This is a genomic window from Actinoplanes sp. NPDC051405, from assembly GCF_055586185.1.
In genome coordinates this window covers 276448-299717 of sequence record NZ_JBVJIR010000012.1, presented here as the reverse complement: position 1 = coordinate 299717, position 23270 = coordinate 276448, and the positions used below count along the sequence as shown (strand labels likewise).

Genomic DNA, 23270 nt, shown 5'->3' with positions numbered 1-23270 from the left:
ACGCGGCATGATGGAGGGGTGCAGATCTCCGCGCGCGGCGACTACGCGGTACGGGCGGCGCTGAGCTTGGCCCACGCCTACCCGGCCCTGATGTCCGCCCAGGCCATTGCCCAGGACCAGAACATGCCCCGGAAGTTCCTCGAGGCAGTACTGGCCGACCTGCGCCGCGCCGGGGTGGTCAGAGCTCAGCGCGGCGCCGAAGGTGGCTACACCCTGTCACAGAGTCCCCGGGACGTGACGATCGGTCAGATTCTGCGGGCTGTGGACGGTCCACTCGCGGGAGTCCGCGGCCTGCGCCCCGAGGAGACCCAGTATTCGGGGGCGGCGGAAAACCTGCCCAACCTTTGGGTCGCCGTACGCTCCGCGGTCCGCGAGGTGGTCGACGAGGTGAGCCTCGCCGAGCTGATCAGCGGCCGGATGCCGGCCCACGTCCGCAAGCTGACGACCAGGCCCGACGCGTGGCAGCCGCGCTGAGGGTTTGCGGAAATCCACCATCGGGAATCTTCCGGCCACCTGGCTCTCCACGGAAGGACTCCCCCGATGGGCATTCAATACCGCAGTCGTAAGAAGTTCGGGCCGTTCATCCTGAACTTCACGCAGCGGGGATTCTCCTCCTGGTCCATCAAGATCGGACGCTGGTCCTGGAACTCCAAGGCCAAGGCGCACCGCGTGGACCTGCCCGGCCCGCTGTCGTGGAAGCAGGACAAGTCGTAGCTCGTCGCTGACAGCTCACGCCGCGGCGATCACCACGTCGCCGCCGAGCCTGCCGTGCTCCGGCCGCCGGGTCACCGACCCGGCGGTCAGCAGCGCCTGCAGCACCCGGGTCGCGTCCGCGGCCCGGTAGACGGTCTCGGTCAGCGCGAAGGTCCGCAGGTCGGTCACCGTGGCCTCGCCCACCCCGGCGAGGTGCGCCAGCAGCTCGCGGCGCAGCGGCCCGGGATGCGGGCTGAGCGAGATGTCGATGAGGTGGCGCTCGGGATCACCGGGGTCGCGGTAGCGCACCCCCGCATACTCGTCGACCGCCCAGAGCGCGTCCTTGAAGCCCTCGAGGTTCTTGCCGGACTGGGTGGCGAACACCAGCACCTGCCCGGGCTCCTCCCCGGTCGCCAGCTCCACCGCCGCCACCAGCGGGAAGCCGGCCGCCCGCAGCTCGGCGCGGTAGTCGTCGGCCACGAACCCCGGGGCCGGGACCACGATCACCGCCTCCGCGGGCTTACCCGCGGTCAGCGCCGCGACGGTCGCCGGCAGCGGCGGCCCGCCCGCGGCAGTCGCATCCAGACAAGCAAGCAGCGGTACGCGACCAGCCCCGACCGCCTTCAACGCCACCGCCAGCCGCGTGTCCGTGCCACCGGACACAGCCTGCACGGTCAGCCCCGCACCCGCGCCGGCCTCCTGCTGGATCGCGGTGAGCCGCGCACCCACCTCACCGACGTCCTCGCCCAGCGCGAGCATCGTCAGCTCCCTGCCCCGGACCAGGTCGGACTGGTCCACGAAGACCCGCAGCGCGGCCTGCGCCAGCTCGGGCCCGGCATCGGCGTAACCGTGCACATAGGTGGCGCGGCGGGCCCGGTGCAACGCGGCGGGCGCCCACGCCTCGAGGTGGCGGACGAGGATCTCACGCTTGACGTCGGCGACGCTGTCGGCGGTCATGACCTCGTTATACGGCGTCGCGCCGGAACGCGGCGGGCCGGGTCACCGCAAGCCGGGTCTTGTACCGAGGGTGTCCGAGCAGACACTATGAGGCACGTGGCACCTCCGCTCGCCGACCTCACCGCCCAGGCCCAGATCCTCACCTCCGCGGGCGACCTCGCCGGGGCCAGGGACGTGCTCGCCGACGCGCTCGACCCGGCCGACGCCGATCCGCAGCGCGCCTCCCCCGACCTGGCGCTGGCCGCGGCCCTGCAGGCCCGGATCCTGATCGCCCTCGGCGACCCGCACGCCGCCCGCACCTGGGCCGGCTTCGCGCACGCCGCGGAGGAACGCCTGAACGGCCCGCACGACGAACGCACGATCGCGGCGGCGGCCACCCACGCGGCGGTGCTGCACCGGGTGGGCAACCACGGCCGGGCGGCCCAGCTCTACCACGACCTGGTCGCCGAACTGACCGCTGTGGACGGCCGACTGTCGGCGCGGGTGCTGGCCGCCGAGGCCGACCTGGCCACCGCCGAGCACGCGTCCGGGCAGTGCACAGCAGCGCGGAACAGGCTCGCCGACGCCTGGGCCCGGCACAACCAGGCCCACGGCGAGGACGCCCCGGCGGGCATCAAGATGCTGGCCCGGCTGGCGGCGATGGAACGTGAGTGCGGCCACGAACGCGACGCGCACCAGCACTTCAGCCGGGCCCAGGAGCTGTGCGCCCGCTACCTGCCGCCGGACCATCCGCTGGGCCGGCAGGTCGCCCGCCTGGCCGGGGCGCAGCCCTCGGGCCGGCACACGTGCGGCCAGGTGCAACGCTCCACGGGTCCGGCGCCGGACGGCCCGGCGGCGGGCGTCACCCGCGTGCCGGCGAAAACCCCGGGAATCCATCCGGTACGCCAGGAGCCCCCGGCACCGGGCGACCCGACCGGCCGCCACGCCCGCCCCGAGCCACCGGTCCCCCTCCCCCTGATCTCCCCGGCGCCACCACCCGAGCCCACCCCACTGCCCCAGGCCGCCTTGCCGATAGATACCGCCCCACCACCCGAGGCCACCCGGCCGGCCGACACTGCTCCGCCGCCTGCGGGCGTCCTGGCCGCCGAGAGCGCCCCGTGGACCAATAGGGCCTATCGGGCCGGTAGCGCCCAGTCCGCCGAGGCAACCACAGCCAATACTGGCTTGCCGCCCGCCAGCGCCCAGCCGGACGAAAGTGCCCCGCGGGCCGAAAGCGCCTATCAGGCGGGTAACGCGCAGCCCGCCGAGGCCACCCCAACCGATGCTGGCTTGCCGCCCGCCAGCGCCCAGCCAGGCGAAAGTGCTCCGCGGACCGAAAGCGCCTACCGAACTGACAGCGCCCCACCGGGCGAAAGCACCCCGCGGACCGAGAGCGCCTATCAGGCTGACAGCGCCCCACCGGCCGAGACCGCTCTGGCCCTCGACAGCGTCCACCCCGACGAGACCGTTGTGCTACCCGAGAGCGCCCATCTCGCTCAGACGGCCCACCCGGCCGCGGCTGTGCCGCCGGTTGACACAGCGCCAGCGGCGGAGACCGGCGGCCCAGTCCCCTGGGTGGGACGCACCCCCTGGGCCGAGACCGCAGCCGAGACCGATCCGCCGCAGCTGGAGGTGACCCCACCGCCGCAGGCGCACGGTTTCACCCCTCGGCGCCCCGACGCCGCCCCGCTGCAAGACGAAGCGCCCGCCGAGGCCGCTCCGGGCGCCTGGGTGACGCCGCCCCCGCCGATCCCGGTCCAGCCGCAGCAGTCCTGGCCCGAGACGGCACCCCAGCCGCACATGGCCATGGCCGCGCCGGCCCCGCCGACCTACCGGCCAGCAGAAAGGCCAGCAGAAAGGCCAGCAGAAAGGCCAGCAGAAAGGCCAGCAGAAAGGCCAGCCGACAGGCCAACCGACAGGCCAGCAGAAAGGCCAGTCGAGCAGCCGGTCGAGCAGCCACCGCGGGGCTGGGCCGTGGAGCCGCCCGGCCCCTGGCCACCCGACTCGTTCCCACCGGCCGCGTACCCGCCCGACACCTATCCGCCCGGCCCGCGGCTCCCGGTCGACGAGCCCCCCGCGCCCGGGGCGGACCGTCGTCTGCCCGTACCGGTGGAGAAGCGGAACCGGCAGCCCCTCGTCCTCGCCGCCGTGCTCGTGGCCGGCATCGCGGCCGCGGCCGCGATCGTCATCGCGACCTGGCCCCGCGAGGACGCCCAGCCCGCGGCCGGCCCGACCGCCTCGGCCTCCGCACCGGTGTCCGCCGCCCCACCGGCCGCTTCGGCCTCCGCCCGGCCGAGCAACGCCGCCGTCGCCCCCACCCGGGTCACGTTGCAGGACAACCGGGACAGCGTGGCGCTGACCTGGCGGTATCCGAAGGGTTCCGAGGGGCCTGTGCTGATCTCCGGCGGCCGGACCGGGCAGGAGCAGCGGGCGTTCCAGCAGCTGCCCGCCGGCACCACCGACTACGTCGTGTACGGGCTCAACCGGCAGAACAACTACTGCTTCTCCGTGGCCGTCGTTTATACCGTCGACCAGGTCGCGGCTTCCGAGGCGGTGTGCACGAGGCGGTAGTAACCGACTTGCAACCCGGCAACACCTCAGCAATCACCGCCCGCGTCCGATCGCAACGGTTGCCGAGGACCCACCGGGGACTCAACGGGGAAAGCGGGAACGCGGGTGACGACGGAGGCGGCAGAGACAGCCGGCGCCGTGGCCGTGGACGAGCGGAAGACGCTCGAGGCCACCCTGGCGGAGCTCGAGGACCGTCCGCCGTCCCAGTTCCGTTCGCTGGCGACGCCCGCCGCGCTGATCGAGCGCCGGGCCGACGAGCTCGGCGCCGGGGATCTCGCCATGCGGGCGCGGCTGCTGCGTGCCATGTCGCTGGTCCGGGAGGGCCGGTCCGAGCAGGGCGGCCGGCGCGCGCACCAGGTGCTGGCCTGGGCCCAGCAGCACGACCACCCGTTCCTGCTCGCCCGCGCGCACCGGGTGCTGTCGCTGTTCTACCGGCAGATCGGTGACCTGTCCGAGGGGCTCAGCCACGCGGTGCAGTGCGTCGCCAACCTCACCGACGACGAGCCGCAGAACGTCCGGGCGCTGCACCTGATGCGGCTCGCCGTGGCGCTGGACGAGAGCGGCTCGACCGAGGAGGGGAACCGCCGGTTCCGCGAGGCGCTCACCATCGCCACCGAGATCGGCGACCTCGACCTGACGATGAACATCCTCAACAACATGGCCTACACGGCCTTCGAGAACGGCGACGAGCCCGGTGCCCGAGAGCTCGTCCGGCACATGCACGAGGTCCGGGAACGCGGCGGCCGCGACTTCGGGGCGCTGGAGATCGACACGATCGCCCGGATCGAGATGATGAGCGGCAACTACGACGCCGCCGAGCAGGCTCTGCACATCATCCTCGACGACGCGACCTCCGCGCTGCTCAGCCACGAGGGCGACGCCCCGGCGGTCTGCATGCTCACCCTGGCCGAGGCGCGCCGGCTCAGCCGCCGCTATGCGGCCGCCCAGGAGGCCCTGGACGCGGCGGTGGCGCTGGCCGAGGAGCGCGGTCTGGACCGGGTACGGGCCCAGATCCGCGAGGAGCAGGCGGCCCTGTACGCCGCCACCGGCCGGTATCAGGAGGCCTACGACGAGCACCGCGCCTTCTACGCCGCGGCCAACGCCCTGAACTCGAGGCAGCGGGAGGCGCAGGCCCGGGCGCTGCAGGCGGTCTTCGAGGCCACCGAGGCGCGCCGGGCCAGCGAGCACTTCCGGGAGATGGCCCACCGCGACGCGCTGACCGGCCTGTGGAACCGCCGGTACGTCAACGAGCGGCTGCCCGCCCTGCTCAGCGAGGCCGTCGCGCGGCGCACGCCGTTGTCGCTGGCGATCCTCGACCTGGACCACTTCAAGCGGATCAACGACACGCTGTCGCACAGCACCGGCGACACCGTGCTGCAGGAGGTGTCCCGGCTGCTGACCGACACGGTCACCGGACCGATGATCGCGGCGCGGATCGGTGGCGAGGAGTTCCTGCTGGTGCTGCCGGGCCTGGACGCCGAGGAGGCGGCCGACTGCTGCGAGCGGCTCCGGCTGCGGATCCGGGCGCACGCCTGGGAGCCGGTCACCGGGACGATGCCGGTGACCACGAGCATCGGCGTCACGACCGCGCCGGAGGGTCGGGCGACGCCGTCGACGCTGCTGTCGCTGGCGGACCGCAACCTGTACGTGGCCAAGCGCGAAGGCCGCGACCGCGTGGTGGCGGACCTATAGCTCCAGGTCGACGGCGAGCGGGTAGTGGTCGGAGGCGTACTCGGCCTCGGCGCCGCGCAGCACCCGCGCGTTCGTGGCCCGGGCGGCGATCGGCGGGGCGGCCATCAGGTAGTCCAGCCGCATCCCGGTGGGGGAGAACTCGTGCCCACCACCGCGGGTCGTGGGCACCGTGTGCCCGTCGCCCTCTCCGGCTCTCGGCCACAGGTCCACGAAGCCCGCGGCGGTGAAGGCCGCGATGGCCCGGGTGTCCGCCGTACCCTCCGGGGTCGTGTGCCGGCGGCGGTACGGCCCGCTGAGGGCCGCCAGCCGCTCGGTGTGGTCGGTGTCCGGGTCCAGGGAGTTGAGATCACCGGCGAGCAGCACAGGCCCCTTGCCGGGCCGGTGCCGCGCGGCCAGGAAGCGCGCCTCGCGCAGCCGCCGGTACGGCGAGAGCGCGTTGAGGTGCGTGCTGACCACCGTGAGCTGCCCGGCGGTCGTCGGCACCCGGACCGCCGCGGCGGCGTGGTGCAGCCGCCACCGGACACCGGACCAGTCGACGATCCGCAGCGGCGGCCGGACCAGCACCGCGACGCTCTGCCCGAACACCGAGCGGGCCAGGAACGGCGTCATGCCCAGCGCGCCGGCCACCTCCCGCATCCGCCGGCCCGGGAAGCCGCGCAGCTCCTGCAGCGCCAGGATGTCGGGCCTCTCCCGCCGCAGCAGGCTCACCACGGCGTCCAGCCGGCCACCGCTGCCCCCGGTGCGGATGTTCCAGGTCAGGAAGCGGACTGTCACCGCACCGCCTCGGGCGTGCCGGCGGGCACCGTCGTCTCGGTCAGGTCGCGGTGCGCGTCGCGTTCGGTGAGCTCGCCGGCGTCGGCCCGGTTGCCCTCGGCCACGTCGGCGTTGGGCCGCAGCACGAAGTAGAGCAGGGTCAGCCAGCAGGCGGCCAGCACACCGGCGCCGAGGAAGTCGGTCGGGTGGTGCATGCCGCGGTACATCCGGGACAGCGCGACGCCGGCCGGCATGATCACCGCGAGGGCCACGAAGACCCAGCGCCACCAGGCCCGGATCCGCGGCACCAGCAGGATGGCGATGGCGGCGTAGAGGCACATGGTGGCGGCGATGTGCCCGGACGGGAACGACGAGGTGGGCATCTGCCCGTCGAGCTGCTCGACCGGCGGGCGGGGGCGGCCCACCGCGGCGGCCGTGGTCAGGAACAGGCTCAGCTCGCCGAACATGGCCAGCACCACGAACAGCACCGGGCGCCAGCGCCGCCACAGGGCCAGCACCAGCGGGCAGAACACCAGCGAGACCAGCAGGATCATGTGGGTGTCGCCGGCCTTGCTCCACAGGTAGCTGAGGTCGTCCAGCGACGGGGTGCGGAAGGTCTGCAGCCAGCGGACGAAGCCCTCGTCGGCGGACCGGATCCAGGTGCCCTCGGTGTGGTTGGTGACGGTCCAGCCCAGCAGGTAGAGCACGCCGAAGATGAAAACCCAGCCGACGACGAGCTCGGCCGCCTTGGCCCAGGGGTGCGGCAGCAGCTGCTCCTCGTCCGGCGCCGGGGTGACGTCGTGGGCCGCCTCCGGCTCGAGTCCCTCCTCCAGCGGGCGGACGGGCTGGCCGACCTCGCGGCGCCAGAGCCGGAACGCGTACGCGGTCACGCCCAGCCAGGCCGCGCCGAGCAGCCAGCCGGCCAGCACGTCGGAGAGAAAGTGCACGCCGAGCGCCATCCGGGTGACGCCGACGGTCACGATGACCAGCCCGATCAGGGCGATCACCGCCTTGCGCCAGCGCGGCGCCACCGCGGGCAGGAAGACCAGCAGCAGGGCGCCGTACGCGACGAACGAGCCCAGCGCGTGCCCGCTCGGGAAGCTGTTGCCCGGCGCCCCGGAGACCGGCACGTCGACGACCGGGCGCAGCCGGCCCACCAGCGTCTTGAGGGACGGGTCGAGCAGCAGCGCACCGACCCCGGTGACGACCAGGTACGCCGCCAGGCGGGTCCGGCGGCGGATCAGCAGCAGCACGACGGCCACCGACACCAGCCACATCATCACCGGCCGGCCGCCGAGGTCGGTCAGCGCCTCCAGCACGGTGACCACCGGCGGGTGCGGCGCGACCAGCCCGTTCAGCCCGTCGGCCACGCCCCGGTCGAGGCTCTGCAGGGGTGCCCAGTGCAGCCGGACCAGCAGCAGGAGCAGGCCGAAGCCCAGCCCGACCGCGATCACCGCGAGCAGGCCCAGGACGCTGCGCTCGGTGAAGTGCCGCAACGGCGCCCAGCCGACCCGTTTGTGGATCCTGCCTTCGTCGGTGGACATCTTCGGCTCCTGCTCGTTCGGGGGTCACGCGGTGGTGCGGCGGGACTTACCCTCTCGGCTCCGCGCTCACACCGGCGTCGCGCTGACGGGGCAGTTCCCCCTCCGCCGTGTCCCCGTCGGCCGCGTCCCGCGCCGGCGGGTCGAAGCCCTTCAGGTCGGTGTCCGGGCCCGGCTCCCACTGGTCGTGCTGGGCCGGCCGGACCACCCCGACCCGCTGCGCCTCCAGCTGCGCGGCGAAGGACAGCCCGAGGAACAGCGAGATGCCGGTGAGGTTGGCCCAGAGCAGCAGCGCCATGATCGCGGTCAGCGGGCCGTAGGTCGCGCCGAAGCCGTCACTGACGTTGACGTAGCCGGCCAGCAGCAGGCTGGCCACCCACCACAGGATGGTGGACAGTGCGGCCCCGAACAGCAGCCAGGTCAGCGCCGGCTGGTTGCGCCGCGGCGAGTGCCGGAAGAGCAGCCCCACCGCGAAGATGATCAGCAGCAGGCTCAGCGGCCAGCGCACCAGGTTCCAGGCCGCCATGGCGCCGTCGCCCCAGCCGAACTGCCGGGCCAGGGACTTGCCCGCCGAGTGCCCGGCGACCAGCAGCAGGAAGCCGAAGAGCGCGGGCAGGCCGGCGATCAGCGCCAGCACCGCCGCCCGGAGGTACTTGGGCAGGGCGGGACGGTCGCGTTCGACGCCGTAGATGCGGTTGGCGCCGCGTTCGATCTGGGCCATGGCGGTGGTGAGCGCGAACAGCCCGGTGATCAGACCCAGGGCCAGGGCCAGCTCGCCGGCCTCCTCGGTGCGCTCGTCGTCCTCGAGCAGCTCCGTGACCAGCGGCTCGCTGGCGCCCGGGGTCAGCGCGATGACCGTGTCGGCGACCACCTGGCCGCCCTCCTCGACGCCGAGGTCGGTGGCCAGACCGGACAGGGCGATGAGGAACGGCACGATGGCCAGGCAGAGCTGTAGCGCGAAGGCCCGGGAGTGGCTGAAGCCGTCGCCGTAGCGGAACCGGACGAACGCGTCGCGCACCAGCGGCCAGCGCCCGTAGTGGCGCAGGGCGAGGAACGCGTCGTCGGCGGAGAGTTCGTCCCCCGGCATCATCCTGGTCTCGGGGACCGGCTCCGTGCTGCTCATGCTTTCTCTTCAGCCGCGGCGCGCACCCCCTCGGCGGCCCGCTTCGCCGCGCTGCTGTCGTACGCCAGGTCGGGGTCGCCGGCGGGCTGCGGCACGCAGAGCAGCAACGCCCGGTGCCGGATGTGGACCTTGAGGGTCTTGCCCGGGTCGATCAGGTCGCCGTCGAGCTGGCGGGGCTGGGCCCGGTTGCTGAAGATCTCGACCCGCTCGGCGGAATACGTCTCCATCAGCGGCACGCGTTTGCGCCGGCGCACCACGGCCCAGCCGAGCTCGGCCCAGTGCCGCAGGCTGCGCGGGCTCAGGATGGCCACGTCGAGCTTGCCGTCGTCGGGCTCGGCCTCGCTGAGCAGCCGGACGCCGCCCTGCAGCCGGCCCACGTTGCCGACGATGACCGAGCGCGGGCGCCGGGGCATGGGCGCGCCGCCGTCGATGACGATGCGCACCCGCATCGGGCGGTCCCGCAGGTGCTTGGCGGCGCCACCGACGTACGCCAGCCAGCCGATGTGCTTCTTGGCCGTGTCCGAGGTGCCCTCGAGCATCTGCGCGTCGAAGCCCATGCCGGCCATCACGGCGAAGCACTGGTCGCCGACGGCGCCGACGTCGATGCGTTTGCGGCCGCCCTCGATCGCGACCTCCACGCCGGTGGCGGCGTCGGTGCCCAGGCCGAGGTTCGCCGCGAGCAGGTTGCCGGTGCCGGCGGGCAGCACCGCCAGGGCGACGTCCGTGCCGGCCAGCGCGGTCACCGCGGCCATCACCGTGCCGTCGCCACCGCAGACGAACACCAGCTCGGCGCCGTCCTTGACCGCCTGAGCCGTCTGACCGCGGCCGGCGTCCTCCGGGGTCGTCTCGTGCCAGGTGGGTTCGGGCCAGCCGACACTCGCGACGCCTTCGCTGACGATGCGGCGCAGCAGGTCGAGGTCGCCGACCTTGACGGGGTTGTAGATCACGGCAGAGCGAAGTCCTGTCACGGCCGTCAGTGTGCAGGACGCACATCACAACGGCGACCCGGGTGCGGGTGCGTTAGAGTGAAATCAGTTACTTGAACACGTTCAAGAATGGAGGTGAGGTCGGTGCGGGTGCTCGTCAACCTGCTCGTCGCCGTCGGCATGCTGGTGGTCGTGCCGGCCGGGCTGCGGCTCATCCGTGACCCGGCCGTGGCCTTCGCCCGGCGGTGCTGGCCGTTCGGAGCGGTCGCCGGGGCGGTGAGCCTGTGGCTGCCCCGCGGCACGGTGGCCACCAGCCTGGCGACGGTGTACGCCGTCGCGGCGGCCGTGCTGTGTGCGTACGCGCTCAGCCGCCCGGTCCGCCCCCGCCGCGAGTGGCCCACCGAGGCCGCCGTGCTCACCGCCCTGATCAGCCCGGCCATCGCGGCGAGCGCGCTGATCGCCGAGCGGGCCGGCTACCACCTGTTCGGCTTCGAACTGGGCATCCTCACGCTGACCGTGGCGCACTTCCACTTCGCCGGCTTCGCGGCCGCACTGATCGCCGGGTTGGAGTCTTCAATCCGGTCAAGGGTGGCGGCGGGGTGGTCGGACGGGAAAAGCCGCCTGACGCCGGGGCGGGCTGCCGACGCCGCCGCGCTCACCGTCCCGGCCGGGACGCTGCTCGTGCTGCTCGGCTACTTCACCGCCGAGGCGGTCGAGCTGGCCGGGGCGCTCGTGCTCACCGCGGGCATGTGGACCGTCGGCTGGCTGACCTGGCGCTACGCGCGCACCGCGCCGGACCGGCTCACCGCGCTGCTGCTGGGCTGCTCGGCCGTCGTGCTGGTGGCGTCCATGGCCCTCGCGGTGAGCTGGGCGCTGGGTGAGGCCACCGGACTGCCGCATCCGTCGCTGGCCTGGATGGCCGCGACGCACGGAGTGGCGAACGCCCTCGGATTCGCGGTCTGCGCCATGGTGGGCCGGCACCGCGCCGGGGCATATCTGGAATCTGAGGAAGGGACGTCATGAGTGAGTTCACCTACGCCGAGGTCGGCGCGACCCGGCACGAGCCGCTGCCCCCGGGTTACCGGCACCTGCACTACCGCACGGAGCTGGACCGTGACGACTTCGCCGCGGCGGCCGACGCGATCCTGACCTTCCGCATGCACCGCGCGACCGGGGCCCGGATCCGCGCGACCGCCGACCGCGCCGCGCCCGGCGTCGGCGTCACCGTCGGGCTCGGACCGCTGGTCGTGCCGTGCCAGGTGGTGTGGGCCGCGGACGACGGCGACCGGGCCGGCTTCGGCTACGGCACGCTGCCCGGCCACCAGGCCCGCGGCGAGGAGGCCTTCACCGTCGAACGGGACGCCGACGGCCGGGTCTGGTTCGCGGTGACCGCGTTCAGCGTCCCGGCCCGGCTGCCGATGCGGCTGGGCGGTCCGGTCGCGGTGCTGGCCCAGCACGGGTACGCCCGGCTGTGCGGTCGTGCCCTCAAACGGCTCTGTGCCCGGTCCCGTACGGTTGGATCGTGAGCGACACGAGCGTCACCTGGTGGGGGCACAGCACGATGTGGCTGGCCGACTCCGGTGTCTCCCTGCTCACCGACCCGTTGCTCACCGACCGGCTGATCCACCTGCGCCGGATGGCCGGGCCCACGCCGCGGCTGCCCGGCCCGCCCGACGCGGTGCTGGTGTCGCACCTGCACGCGGACCACTTCCACCTGCCGTCGCTGCGCGCGGTGCCCGGCGAGCCGCTGCTCATCCTGCCGCGCGGTGCCACCGGCTTCGTCGCCAAGGGCCTGGGCCGCGAGTGGGCGCAACGCTGCGTCGAGCTCGAGCCGGGCGAGCAGACCACGGTCGGGGCGGTCACCGTGCGCGCGGTGCCCGCGGCCCACGACGGCGGCCGCGGCCCCTGGTCCAAGCTGCGCTCGGTCGCGATGGGCTTCGTCGTCGAGGGCGCGGCCCGCACCTGGTACGGCGGCGACACCGGCCTGTTCGACGGCATGGCCTCGCTGGGTCCCCTGGACCTGGCCCTGGTCCCGGTCGGCGGCTGGGGGCCGACCCTCGGGGCGCACGGCCACCTGGACCCGGTCGACGGTGCCGAGGCGCTGCGCCGGGTGAAGGCGGCCTGGGCCGTCCCGGTGCACTACGGCACGTTCTGGCCGGCCGGTATGGGCCGCTTCCGGGCGCACATGTTCCACGACCCGGGCACGGAGTTCGCCCGGCGCGCCGCCGCCGCGGCCCCGGACACCCACGTGCGGGTCCTCGCCCAGGGCGAGACGCTCAGTTTCGAGCCGGCCACGTGATCTCCGAGCTCGGAGCCATGGGCTGGCTGGCGCTGGTGGTCGCCTTCGGCGCCATCGTGCCGATCATCCCCACCGGCGCGGCGGTGAGCGGAGCCGCGGCGCTGGCCTTCCACGACCACCCGCTGCTGATCCTGCTGACCATCGCGGCCGGCGCGACCGGCGCGTACGTGGGCGACCTGGTGATGTATGCGATGTGCCGGGCCGGCGGCGAGCAACTGGCCCGCCGGCTGCGCTGGCTGCGCGACGAGGAGCACCTGGCGGCGGTCAAGGTACGGCTGGAGAAGAGCCAGATCCCGGTGCTGCTGGTCTCCCGGCTGCTGCCCGGCGGCCGGGTGCCGGTGCTGCTGGCGGCGGCGTTCCTGGGCCTGAGCTGGCGCACCTTCGTGGTGGCGAACGTACCGGCGTGCGCGCTGTGGTCGGCGGTCTACGCGGCCATCGGGGTGGTGGGCGGCTCGATCTTCCCGGAGCCGTGGGAGGGCGTGGTCGCCGCGATCCTGCTGGTCCTGATCATCAGCCAGATCGTGAGCCTGATCAGCAAACGCCGCGCCGCCCGCCAGGTCGACGCCGAGGCGGAAGCAGAGACCGCTTAGTACTTCAGGTGCTGGCGGGTCAGCTTGGCGACCTTCTGCACCAGGGTGATGCCGCCGTCCATGGACTTGTTGTTGTGCGAGAGCACCGCCACCGACACGTCCACGTCGTCGTCCGAGGTCACCCGGCCGACAGTGTTGACCGCCCACAGGCCGCCGTCCGCCGATCGGGTGTCCCAGCCGTTCTTGACCGTGGTGGTCTCGCCGGCCTTGGCCACCGCGGGCACGCCCCAGTCCTGCGCCGGGTCGACCGTGCTCATCAGCGTGAACGCCTGCTTGCGGGAGCCGGCGTCCAGCGGTCCCTTGGTGTCGACCAGTTCGGACAGCAGTTTCACCTGGTCGTCGACCGTGGTCTTGGTCAGGCCCCAGGCGCTGTTGACCGCGGTCTGCTTCAGGCCCAGCCGCTTGTTGCACTTGCTGACCGCCGAGACCTTGCCGAGCTTGGTGAACAGCGACGTGGTCGCGTTGTTGTCGCTGAGCCGGATCATCGGCTTGGCCAGGGCCAGCTCACTGGCCGACAGCTTGCGGCCGGCGTCCTGGGCCTGCAGCAGAGCGCAGGCGAGCACCTGCACCTTCACGATGCTGGCGGTGTCGTACCGCTCGGATCCCCGGTACGAATAGCGCTGGCCCGTCTTCTTGTCGAGCACGGCGACGGAGAACTCCGGGGAGGTGGCGTCGAGCTTCTTCAGGGCCGCGTCGAGCGCCTTGACGCGTTTGGCACGCTGCTGGGCGGCGAGCTCCTCCGGGCTGGGGCCGGTCGGGGTCGGCGAGGGCTTCGGCGACGGGTCGTCACCGAAGGTGAGCGAGCGGGGCAGCACGCCGCCGCCGGCGCCGCCGCCGCTGTCGTCGCGCATGCCGAGGCCGATCAGGGACGCGCCGCCCACGATCACCAGTGCCGCCATCGCGAAGATCCAGAGCCGGGTTCGTCGCACCCATGCATAGTGCCGTGCCCGGCGCGGGATGCCAAAACCTACTACCGCGTGCTTGATCGCCCTCACGGTTTGTCACTGGCCTCGGTGGGCACAATGGGCTCATGGCCCTGCTCCCGTCACCTGTCGCCCTCGTCCAGCTCACCCGGTACGCGGTCGGTCAGGTGGTGGAGACGGCAGCTTCGGCGGCCACCATCCCGTTCCGCCTGCTCGGCCTGCTCGGGCAGACCGAGCTGCTGGTCAGCCGGATGACCCTGCTGGCCGAGCGGGCCGAGGGCCTGATCGGCCGGGTCGACGGCGTGGTGGGCGACATCGAGCAGACCCTGCGCGACACCAAGGTGATCATGGCCGCGGCCGCGCTGGCCGTCGACGAGGCCACCGCCGTGGCGGCCCGGGCGGCGCTGGTCGTGGACGGCGCCGGCGCTGCCGTGACCGGAGCGTCCGCGCTCGTGAGCGACGCCGGTCGGATCACCGACGCGGCGTCCGGGGTGGTCCAGCAGGCGTCGGCGACCTCGGCCGAGGCCCGCACGCTGCTCGACGGGTACGCACCCGCGCTGCGCCGGGCAGCCCCGCTGGCGGTGCGTTTCATCGAGGAGCTGACGCCCGAGGAGGTCACCGCGGCGATCCGGATGATCGACGAGCTGCCGCAGCTGCGCAAGCATCTCACCGAGGACGTGATGCCGCTGCTCGGCAAGCTCGACCAGGTCGGTCCGGACCTGCACTCGCTGCTGGAGGTCACCAACGACCTGCACCTGGCGATCATCGGCCTGCCGGGGCTCAAGATGCTGCGCCGCCGCGGCGAGGAGCGCGTGGCCGAGGACGACGCCACCAACGGCCGCTAGGTCCGGCTCTGCTTGACCGCCCGCTCGCGCAAATGCCAGCAAATCCGGGCTGACCAGGACCTATTCACGTTTGTAAACATTGACGAAACACAGGGTGACGGTTAATCTCGCGGCACCGTGAGAGCGCTCTCACACTCGCCCGTGGTCCACCGCCGCGGCTCCGGCGACCCCCGTCCCCATCGGAGGCACCTGGCTATGACATCCCCGCTCCCCCCTTCCCCTGTCTCCCATCGGCGGCGCCGGTCCGGCCGGCTCGCCGGTCTCGCCACCGCCGTCGTGGTCGCCCTCGGCTCCGGCGCCCTCGCGGTCGCCGTCACCGGCTCCGCCGAGGCCGGGACCGTCGGTGCCGGCAGCTACACCGAGACCCTCCCGGCCGGCGCGAAACTGCCGACCGGCTGCGGCGACATCGCGACCAACCCGCGGCAGTTCCTGACCGCGAGCGCGCCGGCCGGTGCGGTGCCCACCAACGACTGGTGGTCCTCGCTGGTGTTCAAGAAGGGCGACGAGTGCAACTTCTCCCAGCCCCTGTTCGCCCACCCGGCCGCGTACAAGCCGGTGGCGAGCGGGCTCGGGATCTCGTACCAGACCGATGCCGCGATCAGCGGCAGCCCGACCGGCCTGGGTGAGTACCACTTCCCGTACGCGCAGCACGTGGTGGTCGGGGTCGCCGGGCTGAACGCGCCGCGGGCGCTGGTGGACGGCTGGAGCGACTGGACCGTCACGCCGTCCTGGAGCGACGGCACCCGGACCATGAAGGCGACCATCGGGCACGGCCTGCCGATGTCGTACTACCAGGTGACCGGGGGCGACGCGCTGATCTCCGTGGTCGGGCCGCCGACCGTGTGGCAGAACAGCGGCAACCGGATCGGCTGGTCGATCGGCGGGCACGACTACGTCGCGTACGGGCCGGCCGGCTCCACCTGGGCGCTGAGCGGGAACACCTTCCGGTCCAGCCTGGCCGGTCGCGGCTACTTCTCGGTCGCGGTGCTGCCGACCACCTCGGGCACCAGCACGGCTGACAAGACGTCGCTGGCCGACCGGTACGGCGCGGTCGCGCACAACCACGTCACCGGCACCCGGGTCTCGTACACCTACAACCAGGCCGGCGGGACGGTGAACACCACGTACGGCTTCACCACCACCGCCCGCGAGGGCAGCGGCTCGGGCACGGTCATCTCGCTCTACCCGCACCAGTGGCGTTACCTGTCCGGCGGCTCCCCGCTCGCCCAGACGTACGTCTCGCCGCGCGGCGCCATGAAGACCGTCATCGGCACGTCGTTCCAGACGTCCATGAAGTACACCGGCGTGCTGCCCGAGGTGCCCGCCGTCGGCGACTCCTCCGGCGCGGACCTGTCGCAGGTCACCACGTTCCTCAACAACGAGCTCAACAACCCGGCCGATTTCCGCGGCGACGACACGTACTGGACCGGCAAGGGCCTGGGCCGAGCCGCCCGCATCGCGGAGATCGCCGACCAGCTCAACCTCACCGCGGTACGCGACTCGGCGCTCAACGTCATCCGCACCCGGATCACCGACTGGTTCACCGCGTCGCCCGGCAAGACCTCGCGGGTCTTCTACTACGACAACAAGTGGGGCACGCTGATCGGCTACCCCGCCTCGTACGCCTCCGACGAGGACCTCAACGACCACCACTTCCACTACGGCTACTTCATCGCCGCGGCCGCCACCCTGGCCAAGTTCGACCCGCAGTGGGCCTCGGCCGGCCGCTACGGCGGCATGGTCGACCTGCTCATCCGGGACGCCAACAACTACGACCGCACCGACACCCGGTTCCCGTACCTGCGCGACTTCGACATCTACGCGGGCCACGACTGGGCCTCCGGGCACGGCGCGTTCGGCGCGGGCAACAACCAGGAGTCCTCCTCGGAGGGCCAGAACTTCGCCAACGCGCTGATCCAGTGGGGTCAGGCCACCGGCAACACCGCGGTGCGCGACGCCGGCATCTGGATCCACACCACCCAGGCCGCCGCGATCAACGAGTACTGGTTCGACGTGCGCAACGAGAACTTCCCGGCGAACTGGGGGCACAACTACTCGGCCATCGTCTGGGGCTCCGGCGGCGCGTACGCGACCTGGTTCTCCGGTGAGCACGCCCTGGTGGTCGGCATCAACATGCTGCCGATGACCGGCGGCCAGCTCTACCTGGGCGACTACCCCGAGTCGGTGAAGAGCACGTACGCCGAACTGGTGCGCAACAACGGCGGTGAACCGACACTGTGGCGCGACATGCTGTGGCAATACCTCGCGCTCGGTGATCCGGACGCGGCGCTGGCCAAGTTCCGGGCGAACAGCTCGTACACCTCCGAAGAGGGCGAGAGCAAGGCGCACACGTTCCACTGGCTGCGCAACCTCGCGGCGCTCGGCCAGGTCGACACCGGGGTGACGGCCAACCACCCGCTGGCCAAGGTGTTCAGCAAGAACGGCGCGAAGACGTACGTCGCGTCGAACATCACCAACACCGCGCTGACGGTGACCTACTCGGACGGCAGGTCGCTCAGCGTCCCGGCCGGCAAGACCGTGGCCAGCGGCGCGACCAACTGGAGCGGCGGCAACGCCAACGGCGGCGGAACGGTGACCACGCCGCCGACCACCCCGCCGACCACGACCCCGCCCGCCTGCACCACCGGACCGCTGCTCTCGCAGGCCAAGACGGCTACCTCGTCGTCGGTCGAGGCCGGCTACCCCGCTAACCTCGCGGTGGACGGTGACGCGGCCACCCGCTGGTCCAGTGCGTTCGCGGACCCGCAGTGGCTGCAGGTCGACCTGGGCACGGCGCAGCCGCTGGGCCGCGTCGAGCTGAGCTGGGAGGCCGCGTACGGCAAGGCGTACCAGATCCAGACCTCGGCGAACGGCACGAGCTGGACCGCCGCCGCGACGGTGACCGCCGGGACCGGCGGCAACGTCACCCACGCGATCTCCGGCACCGCCCGCTACGTGCGCATGTCCGGCACCGAGCGCGGCACGCCGTACGGCTACTCGCTGTTCGAGTTCAAGGTGTTCGGCACCTGCGGGACCACGACCCCGCCCACCACCACCCCGCCGACCACCCCGCCCACCACGACGCCGCCGACGACCCCGCCGACCACCCAGCCGGCCGGCACCGCGTGGGCGGCCAACACCGCCTACCCGGTGGGCGCGATCGTCACCTACAACGGCGTGCGGTACCGCTGCCTGCAAGCGCACACATCGCTGGTGGGCTGGGAGCCGTCGAACGTGCCGGCGCTCTGGGCGACCGTCTGACGGTGTGACCCACTCTGCCGTTTCACGTCCCTTTCACGGACGAAACGGCAGGGTGGGTCGCATGAGTGATCACCTGACTCGACGTACCTTGCTCACCGGCGGCGCCGCGACGGCGGCGTTGCTGCTCCTGCCCGGCACTCCGGCGCAGGCCGCCACCGGCCTGCGCCGGCTGGAACGGGACTACGACGGCCGGATCGGGGCCGTCGGGATCGACACGGGCACCGGCCGGACCGTCGGGCACCGCGCGAACGAGCGTTTTCCGCTGCTGTCCACCTTCAAGGCCCTGGCCGCGGCGGCGGTCCTGGACCGGGCCCGGGGCCGCGAACCGGGCCTGCTGGACCGGGTCATCCGCTGGACCGAGGCGGACCTGGTCGACTACTCCCCCATCACCAAGCCGCGCACCGCGGACGGCATGACCGTGGCGGAGCTGTGCCACGCGGCGATCGCGTACAGCGACAACACGGCCGGCAACCTGCTGCTGGAGCGGATCGGCGGGCCGGCCGGGCTGACCCGCTACGCCCGCTGCCTCGGCGACCCGGTTACCCGGCTGGACCGCTGGGAGACCGAGCTGAACGACTGGTCGCCGGCGTCCCCGCGGGACACCACCACCCCTGCGGCCATGGCCGCCAATCTGCGCAACCTCACCGTCGGCCACGAGCTGCACCCCGAGGACCGCGACCGCCTGGTCGGCTGGCTGCGCGCCAACACCACGGGCGGCGCCCGGATCCGGGCCGGCCTGCCGGCATCCTGGACGGTCGGCGACAAGACCGGCTCCGCCGACGCGTACGGCGCGGCGAACGACATCGCGATCGTCCACCCACCGACGGGCGCCCCGCTGATCCTGGCGATCTACACCAATCGCGCCGCGCCGGACGGTACCCGCGACGACGCGGTCATCGCCTCGGCGGCGACGCTGCTGGCGTCCGCTCTCGGCCGGCTGTGAGCAGCTCCGCCGCCGGACAACGGGCGGTCGCCGGCCCGTCGAGCAGCCGGTCGTAGAAGTCGTTGAGCAGCGTGACGGTGGGCCCGTACCGCCGGACGACCGCGCGGGCCCAGGCCGGCAGGCCGGGCCCTCCGTCGCGGATCAGCGCCCGTCGGCCGGTCTCGGGCGCGAGCCGGTGGCAGAGCCAGTTGACCAGGTACCGCCGGGTGTCCCAGCGGTCCCGGTCGCGGTGCAGGTCGAGGAAAGCCGCTTCGGCGTCCGACAGGGCGAACGCGCCGTCGAGGGCGAGCCCGAAGTCCGAGAGGTAGAGCCGGCGGCCGTCGGTGAGCAGGTTGCCCGGGTGGGCGTCGAAGTGCACCATCCCGTGCGCCCGCAGCACGTCGGTGACGGCGCGGTCGCGGCCTCGATCGCGGCGAGGCGGCGGGCGACGGCCGGGTTCCCGTCCCAGTCACCGAAGTCGGGCAGCGGGGCGGGCAGGGACGGCAGGACACGCCAGTGGTGCAACAGCGGGAACCGGGCCGACACCCCGCTGCGGACCCACTGCGTGGTGGTGTGGTGGGTGGCCAGTTCCCGCCAGGCGCCGAAGCCGGTGGAGCCGACCCGCACTGGTAGCAGGTCGGCAGGCCGAAGACGTTGGCGGTGGAGCCGACGTGCCCGGGGCGGCGTTCCAGGTCGGTCAGCGGGATCCGCTTCACGAACACCGGCAACCCGGCCACGTCCAGCCGGGCCGTCCGCCCGCCGATCCCCACGCCCAGCGGCGTCGCGGCGTCGACCCGGGCCGCCAGCTCGTCGTCGTCCAGCCCGGTCAGTGCGGCGGCGACGGCCCGGTGCCGGTCGAGGTGCTGCCACCCCGCGATCTTGGGGGTACGTGGGGAACGGGTCAACTGGGTCAGCGCGCGTACCCGGAGAGGGTGTTGCCCTTGATCGCGTAGAGCCATCCGCCGGTCACGATCACATTACCCCCGACGACCGCGCCGATCTGGGTGCCGGCGGAGGCCCGGGCGCCGCTTGCCGCGTGCAGGATGCCGAGCGGCCGGCCACCGTCCACGGTGGCGTAGAGCAGGCCGCCCGCGCGGACCGGCTGGCCGGCGTTGCCCGGCAGGGACACGGTCCACCGGCGCGCGCCCGTGCCGGCGTCCAGGGCCTCGATGCCCTTCGCCATGGACCGGTAGACGCGCCGGCCGTCGGTGGCGATGAGCGGGCTGGCCTTGCGCGCGGCAGTCCACCGGACAGTGCCGGTGGCGGCGTCCACGCAGACCATCTCGTTGCGGCTGCCCGAGGCGAGGAAACTGTCCCCGGCCGGGCTCGCCGCCTGCCCGGCCCACGCGACCTTCCGGGTCCACAACGCCGCGCCGGTCGTCACGGACAGCGCGGACGTGCCCACCCCGCCGACCCGGCCGACCAGCACCCGGCCACCGGCCGACACCCCGGCGGAGGAGTGGTCGGCGAGTTGCCAACGCTGCGTGCCGTCGCTGACCGCCAGGCCGATCACGGCCGGGGTGTCGGACATCGACTCCCCGGAGACCACGGCGATCCCCCGGTCGACGACCAGTGACTCCACCGGCGCCGACACCTGCTCGGTCCAGACCAGCCGGCCGGAAACGGTGTCCAGCGCGCGGACCGTGCCGTCCGGGTCGCTCTGCGACTGGCAACCCTGGTTGGCCACGATGAGCAGGCCACCGGAGACCGCCAGGTACGGGGTGCTCTCGTCCTCGGGCGCCGGCCAGCTGAAACGCCACGACAGCCGCCCGGTCCCGGCCTGGTACGCCGAGACGCCGGTCTCCTGAGCGACGAAGACCCGCCCACCGGCAACCACAGGCGCGGCTGCCCGTGCACACCGTTCCCGGGCCTCCGGCAGCGCGACGGTCCACCGGCGCCGCACCGCGTTGATGCTGCCCGCGTTGATCACCGACTCGCCGGGGTTGTAGTACGTGTCCCCGGCGCCGTAGCCGGGCTCGGTCCACTCCGCCGCGACGGCAGCCTGAACGGGAACGGGCACAGCGAGCACACCGGCGGCCACCAGGGCGACGCCGAGAGCGGGTAGGACGGGCAACGGTCCTCCAGGGATTCGAGCGGCACGAACGCTGTGAACGTAAACGGGCGGAATGCCGCCGGGAGGCGTCTTTACTCGATGATCACCCGCATCGCGTTTCATTTGTTTCATCGACATCTACCCATGCCAAGTGGTTGACAACGAGGCCAGGGGCCGGTGTTCTGAGAAACAGCGGTGTTACGAAACTGTTTCATCCTGTTACAGCTGTCCCCTCCCCCGAAAGGACATCTCATGGCAGAACGATCCAGCCCTCGGCGACGGCTGCTGGCCCTGGCGGCATCCGGGGTCATGACCGTGGGTGCCGCCGCCTATGTGGTCGCGGCCGACACGGCCTCCTTCGCCGCGACGAGCGCCAACGTCTGGCTCACCACGCCGGACCGCGGCAACCTGCTCACCCAGAAGGCCGCCGTCACGTTCGGCACGGCCGGCAGCGGCTCGACGATCACGGTCAACCCCGGCACCACCTACCAGTCCATGGTGGGCTTCGGGGCGTCGTTCACCGACGCGGCCGCTCACAACGTCTACAACTCGTCGCAGCGCAACGCCATCATGAACGCGTTGTTCGGCACCGGCAGCGGCATCGGCCTGAGCTTCGTCCGGCAGCCGATCGGCGCCAGCGACTTCTCCCGGTCGTTCTACACCTACGACGACGGTGCCGCCGATCCGTCGCTGTCGCGCTTCTCGACCGCGCACGACAACGCGTACATCCTGCCGCTGCTGCAACAGGCCCGGCAGCTCAATCCGCAGCTCACCTTCAAGGGTGCGCCGTGGAGCGCGCCGGCGTGGATGAAGACCAACAACAACCTCATCGGCGGGTCGCTGGCCCAGGCCAACGAGGGTGTCTACGCCGACTATCTGGTCAGGTTCGTGCAGGCGTACCAGGCAGCCGGAGTCCCCATCGGCTACCTGAGCGTGCAGAACGAGCCGCAGTTCTCCCCGCCCGGCTACCCGGGCATGCTGATGTCCGCCGAGCAGCAGGCCCGCATCATCAACCTGCTCGCCCCGAAGCTGCGCGCCGCCGGGCTGAGCACCCGCATCCTCGGCTGGGACCACAACTGGGACAACACGTCGTACCCGCAGACCGTGAACAACGCCGCCGGCAGCAACGTGGCCGGCTCGGCCTGGCACTGCTACGCCGGTGACCCCAGCGCCCAGTCGGTCGTGCACAACGCCCAGCCGGCCAAGGACGTCTTCTTCACCGAGTGCTCCGGCATCGAGTCGGCCAACACCTTCGCCGACTCATTGCGGTGGCAGGGCCGCAACCTGGCCGTCGGCGCCACGCGCAACTGGGCCCGGGCGGTCTCGCTCTGGAACCTCGCCCTGGACGCCAACCACGGACCGGTCATCGGCAGCTGCACCAACTGCATGGGCGTCGTCACCGTCAACGGCGGCAGCGTCACCTACAACGCCGAGTACTACGTCCTCGGCCACCTGAGCAAGTTCGTCAAGCCGGGCGCGGTCCGGATCGACTCCACCGGGTACGGCCAGGGCGGCATCGAGAACGTCGCGTTCCGCAACCCGGACGGCAGCATCGCGCTCGTGGCCGTCAACACCGGCGGCGACCAGGACTTCCAGGTCTCGTATCAGGGCGCGTCGTTCGGCTACCGGCTGCCCGCGGGGGCCATGGCCACCTTCACCTGGCCGGGCACGGGTGGCGGCACCACCACGCCTCCCGCGACCACCCCGCCGACCGGCCGGACCGGGGCCGTCACCAGCGCCAACGGCAAGTGCCTGGACGTCACCGACGGCTCCACCGCCAACGGCAACCTGCCGCAGATGTGGGCCTGCACCGCCGGGCCGAACCAGCGCTGGACCGTCGCCGCCGACGGCACGATCCGCGGGCTGGGCAAGTGCCTCGACGTCAAGGACAACGGCACGGCGGACGGTTCCGCCGTGCAGCTGTGGGACTGCGCCGGCGGAGCCAACCAGCGGTGGAGCTCCACCTCCGGCGGCACGCTGGTGAACGCCGCCTCCGGCAAGTGTCTGGACATCAAGGACAACAGCACGGCGGACGGCGCCAAGCTGCAGATCTGGTCCTGCACCGGCGCCACGAACCAGCGCTGGACCCTGCCGGCGTGACCGGCGGCGGGTGTGCGCGCCGGCCGGGGCGCGCACACCCGC

The 23270-nt window shown here is 72.7% G+C and carries 20 protein-coding genes; 12 read left to right on the top strand and 8 right to left on the bottom strand.

The features are described 5' to 3' along the window. The first annotated feature begins 18 nt into the window (after window positions 1-18). The gene (locus tag ACZ6S4_RS26075) at window positions 19-474 is read left to right on the top strand and encodes an RrF2 family transcriptional regulator (RefSeq protein ID WP_212988814.1); all 456 of its coding nucleotides are present in this window, start codon (window positions 19-21) and stop codon (window positions 472-474) included. A 66-nt stretch (window positions 475-540) separates the two neighbouring features. Beyond that, window positions 541-714, top strand: coding sequence for a DUF4236 domain-containing protein (locus ACZ6S4_RS26070; protein ID WP_212988815.1), 174 nt, complete (start codon window positions 541-543; stop codon window positions 712-714). 15 nt (window positions 715-729) lie between these two features. Here the strand turns inward: ACZ6S4_RS26070 and ACZ6S4_RS26065 are convergent, their stop codons facing one another. Continuing rightward, on the bottom strand, window positions 730-1650 hold the full coding sequence (locus ACZ6S4_RS26065) for a hypothetical protein (RefSeq protein WP_465477419.1): 921 nt from the start codon (window positions 1648-1650) through the stop codon (window positions 730-732). Between the two features lie 96 nt (window positions 1651-1746). Here ACZ6S4_RS26065 and ACZ6S4_RS26060 point away from each other — a divergent pair, with 96 nt between their 5' ends. Both ACZ6S4_RS26060 and ACZ6S4_RS26055 read left to right on the top strand, forming a co-directional pair. After that, complete coding sequence (locus ACZ6S4_RS26060; RefSeq protein WP_465477418.1) at window positions 1747-4200, top strand: hypothetical protein; 2454 nt, start codon at window positions 1747-1749, stop codon at window positions 4198-4200. Between the two features lie 105 nt (window positions 4201-4305). Beyond that, the gene (locus ACZ6S4_RS26055) at window positions 4306-5892 is read left to right on the top strand and encodes a diguanylate cyclase (protein WP_465477417.1); all 1587 of its coding nucleotides are present in this window, start codon (window positions 4306-4308) and stop codon (window positions 5890-5892) included. Here ACZ6S4_RS26055 and ACZ6S4_RS26050 read toward each other — a convergent pair. The 4 genes from ACZ6S4_RS26050 to ACZ6S4_RS26035 are packed head-to-tail and all read right to left on the bottom strand — an operon-like array spanning window position 5887 to window position 10277. Beyond that, on the bottom strand, window positions 5887-6666 hold the full coding sequence (locus ACZ6S4_RS26050) for an endonuclease/exonuclease/phosphatase family protein (RefSeq protein WP_465477416.1): 780 nt from the start codon (window positions 6664-6666) through the stop codon (window positions 5887-5889). The genes ACZ6S4_RS26055 and ACZ6S4_RS26050 overlap by 6 nt on opposite strands. Then, window positions 6663-8189 (bottom strand): phosphatase PAP2 family protein, encoded by a 1527-nt coding sequence (locus tag ACZ6S4_RS26045; protein WP_465477415.1) that lies wholly within the window; start codon window positions 8187-8189, stop codon window positions 6663-6665. Before ACZ6S4_RS26045 ends, ACZ6S4_RS26050 begins: the two co-directional genes overlap by 4 nt. A 46-nt stretch (window positions 8190-8235) precedes the next feature. After that, complete coding sequence (locus ACZ6S4_RS26040; RefSeq protein ID WP_465477414.1) at window positions 8236-9309, bottom strand: YihY/virulence factor BrkB family protein; 1074 nt, start codon at window positions 9307-9309, stop codon at window positions 8236-8238. Beyond that, the gene (locus ACZ6S4_RS26035; protein WP_465477413.1) at window positions 9306-10277 is read right to left on the bottom strand and encodes a diacylglycerol/lipid kinase family protein; all 972 of its coding nucleotides are present in this window, start codon (window positions 10275-10277) and stop codon (window positions 9306-9308) included. Before ACZ6S4_RS26035 ends, ACZ6S4_RS26040 begins: the two co-directional genes overlap by 4 nt. 102 nt (window positions 10278-10379) lie before the next feature. Between ACZ6S4_RS26035 and ACZ6S4_RS26030 the strand changes: the two genes are divergently transcribed. The 4 genes from ACZ6S4_RS26030 to ACZ6S4_RS26015 are packed head-to-tail and all read left to right on the top strand — an operon-like array spanning window position 10380 to window position 13124. Beyond that, on the top strand, window positions 10380-11258 hold the full coding sequence (locus tag ACZ6S4_RS26030; RefSeq protein WP_465477412.1) for a YndJ family protein: 879 nt from the start codon (window positions 10380-10382) through the stop codon (window positions 11256-11258). Continuing rightward, complete coding sequence (locus ACZ6S4_RS26025) at window positions 11255-11761, top strand: DUF1990 family protein (protein WP_465477411.1); 507 nt, start codon at window positions 11255-11257, stop codon at window positions 11759-11761. The genes ACZ6S4_RS26030 and ACZ6S4_RS26025 overlap by 4 nt, the downstream gene beginning before the upstream one ends. Continuing rightward, window positions 11758-12534, top strand: coding sequence for an MBL fold metallo-hydrolase (locus tag ACZ6S4_RS26020; RefSeq protein ID WP_465477410.1), 777 nt, complete (start codon window positions 11758-11760; stop codon window positions 12532-12534). The genes ACZ6S4_RS26025 and ACZ6S4_RS26020 overlap by 4 nt, the downstream gene beginning before the upstream one ends. Beyond that, complete coding sequence (locus tag ACZ6S4_RS26015; RefSeq protein ID WP_465477409.1) at window positions 12531-13124, top strand: DedA family protein; 594 nt, start codon at window positions 12531-12533, stop codon at window positions 13122-13124. Before ACZ6S4_RS26020 ends, ACZ6S4_RS26015 begins: the two co-directional genes overlap by 4 nt. Here ACZ6S4_RS26015 and ACZ6S4_RS26010 read toward each other — a convergent pair. Next, window positions 13121-14053, bottom strand: coding sequence for a serine hydrolase (locus ACZ6S4_RS26010; protein ID WP_465477408.1), 933 nt, complete (start codon window positions 14051-14053; stop codon window positions 13121-13123). The two genes, ACZ6S4_RS26015 and ACZ6S4_RS26010, sit on opposite strands and share 4 nt — an antisense overlap. 101 nt (window positions 14054-14154) lie before the next feature. On the opposite strand from ACZ6S4_RS26010, the gene ACZ6S4_RS26005 reads away from it, so the two are divergent. From ACZ6S4_RS26005 to bla, 3 genes are all read left to right on the top strand, one after another. Next, the gene (locus ACZ6S4_RS26005) at window positions 14155-14892 is read left to right on the top strand and encodes a hypothetical protein (protein WP_465477407.1); all 738 of its coding nucleotides are present in this window, start codon (window positions 14155-14157) and stop codon (window positions 14890-14892) included. A gap of 195 nt (window positions 14893-15087) precedes the next feature. Then, window positions 15088-18153, top strand: coding sequence for a glycosyl hydrolase (locus tag ACZ6S4_RS26000; protein ID WP_465477406.1), 3066 nt, complete (start codon window positions 15088-15090; stop codon window positions 18151-18153). A 61-nt stretch (window positions 18154-18214) separates the two neighbouring features. Next, the gene (gene bla / locus ACZ6S4_RS25995) at window positions 18215-19096 is read left to right on the top strand and encodes a class A beta-lactamase (RefSeq protein ID WP_465477405.1); all 882 of its coding nucleotides are present in this window, start codon (window positions 18215-18217) and stop codon (window positions 19094-19096) included. Here bla and ACZ6S4_RS25990 read toward each other — a convergent pair. Together ACZ6S4_RS25990 and ACZ6S4_RS25985 are read right to left on the bottom strand one after the other, a co-directional pair. Further along, on the bottom strand, window positions 19047-19475 hold the full coding sequence (locus tag ACZ6S4_RS25990; RefSeq protein WP_465477404.1) for a hypothetical protein: 429 nt from the start codon (window positions 19473-19475) through the stop codon (window positions 19047-19049). The genes bla and ACZ6S4_RS25990 overlap by 50 nt on opposite strands. Window positions 19476-19985: 510 nt before the next feature. Next, a complete protein-coding gene (locus tag ACZ6S4_RS25985; protein WP_465477403.1) occupies window positions 19986-21149 on the bottom strand; it encodes an outer membrane protein assembly factor BamB family protein in 1164 nt (387 codons plus the stop codon). A 231-nt stretch (window positions 21150-21380) separates the two neighbouring features. Between ACZ6S4_RS25985 and ACZ6S4_RS25980 the strand changes: the two genes are divergently transcribed. Next, window positions 21381-23228: a lectin gene (locus ACZ6S4_RS25980; RefSeq protein ID WP_465477402.1), complete on the top strand. Its 1848-nt coding sequence runs from the start codon at window positions 21381-21383 to the stop codon at window positions 23226-23228. The last annotated feature ends 42 nt before the right edge of the window (window positions 23229-23270 follow it).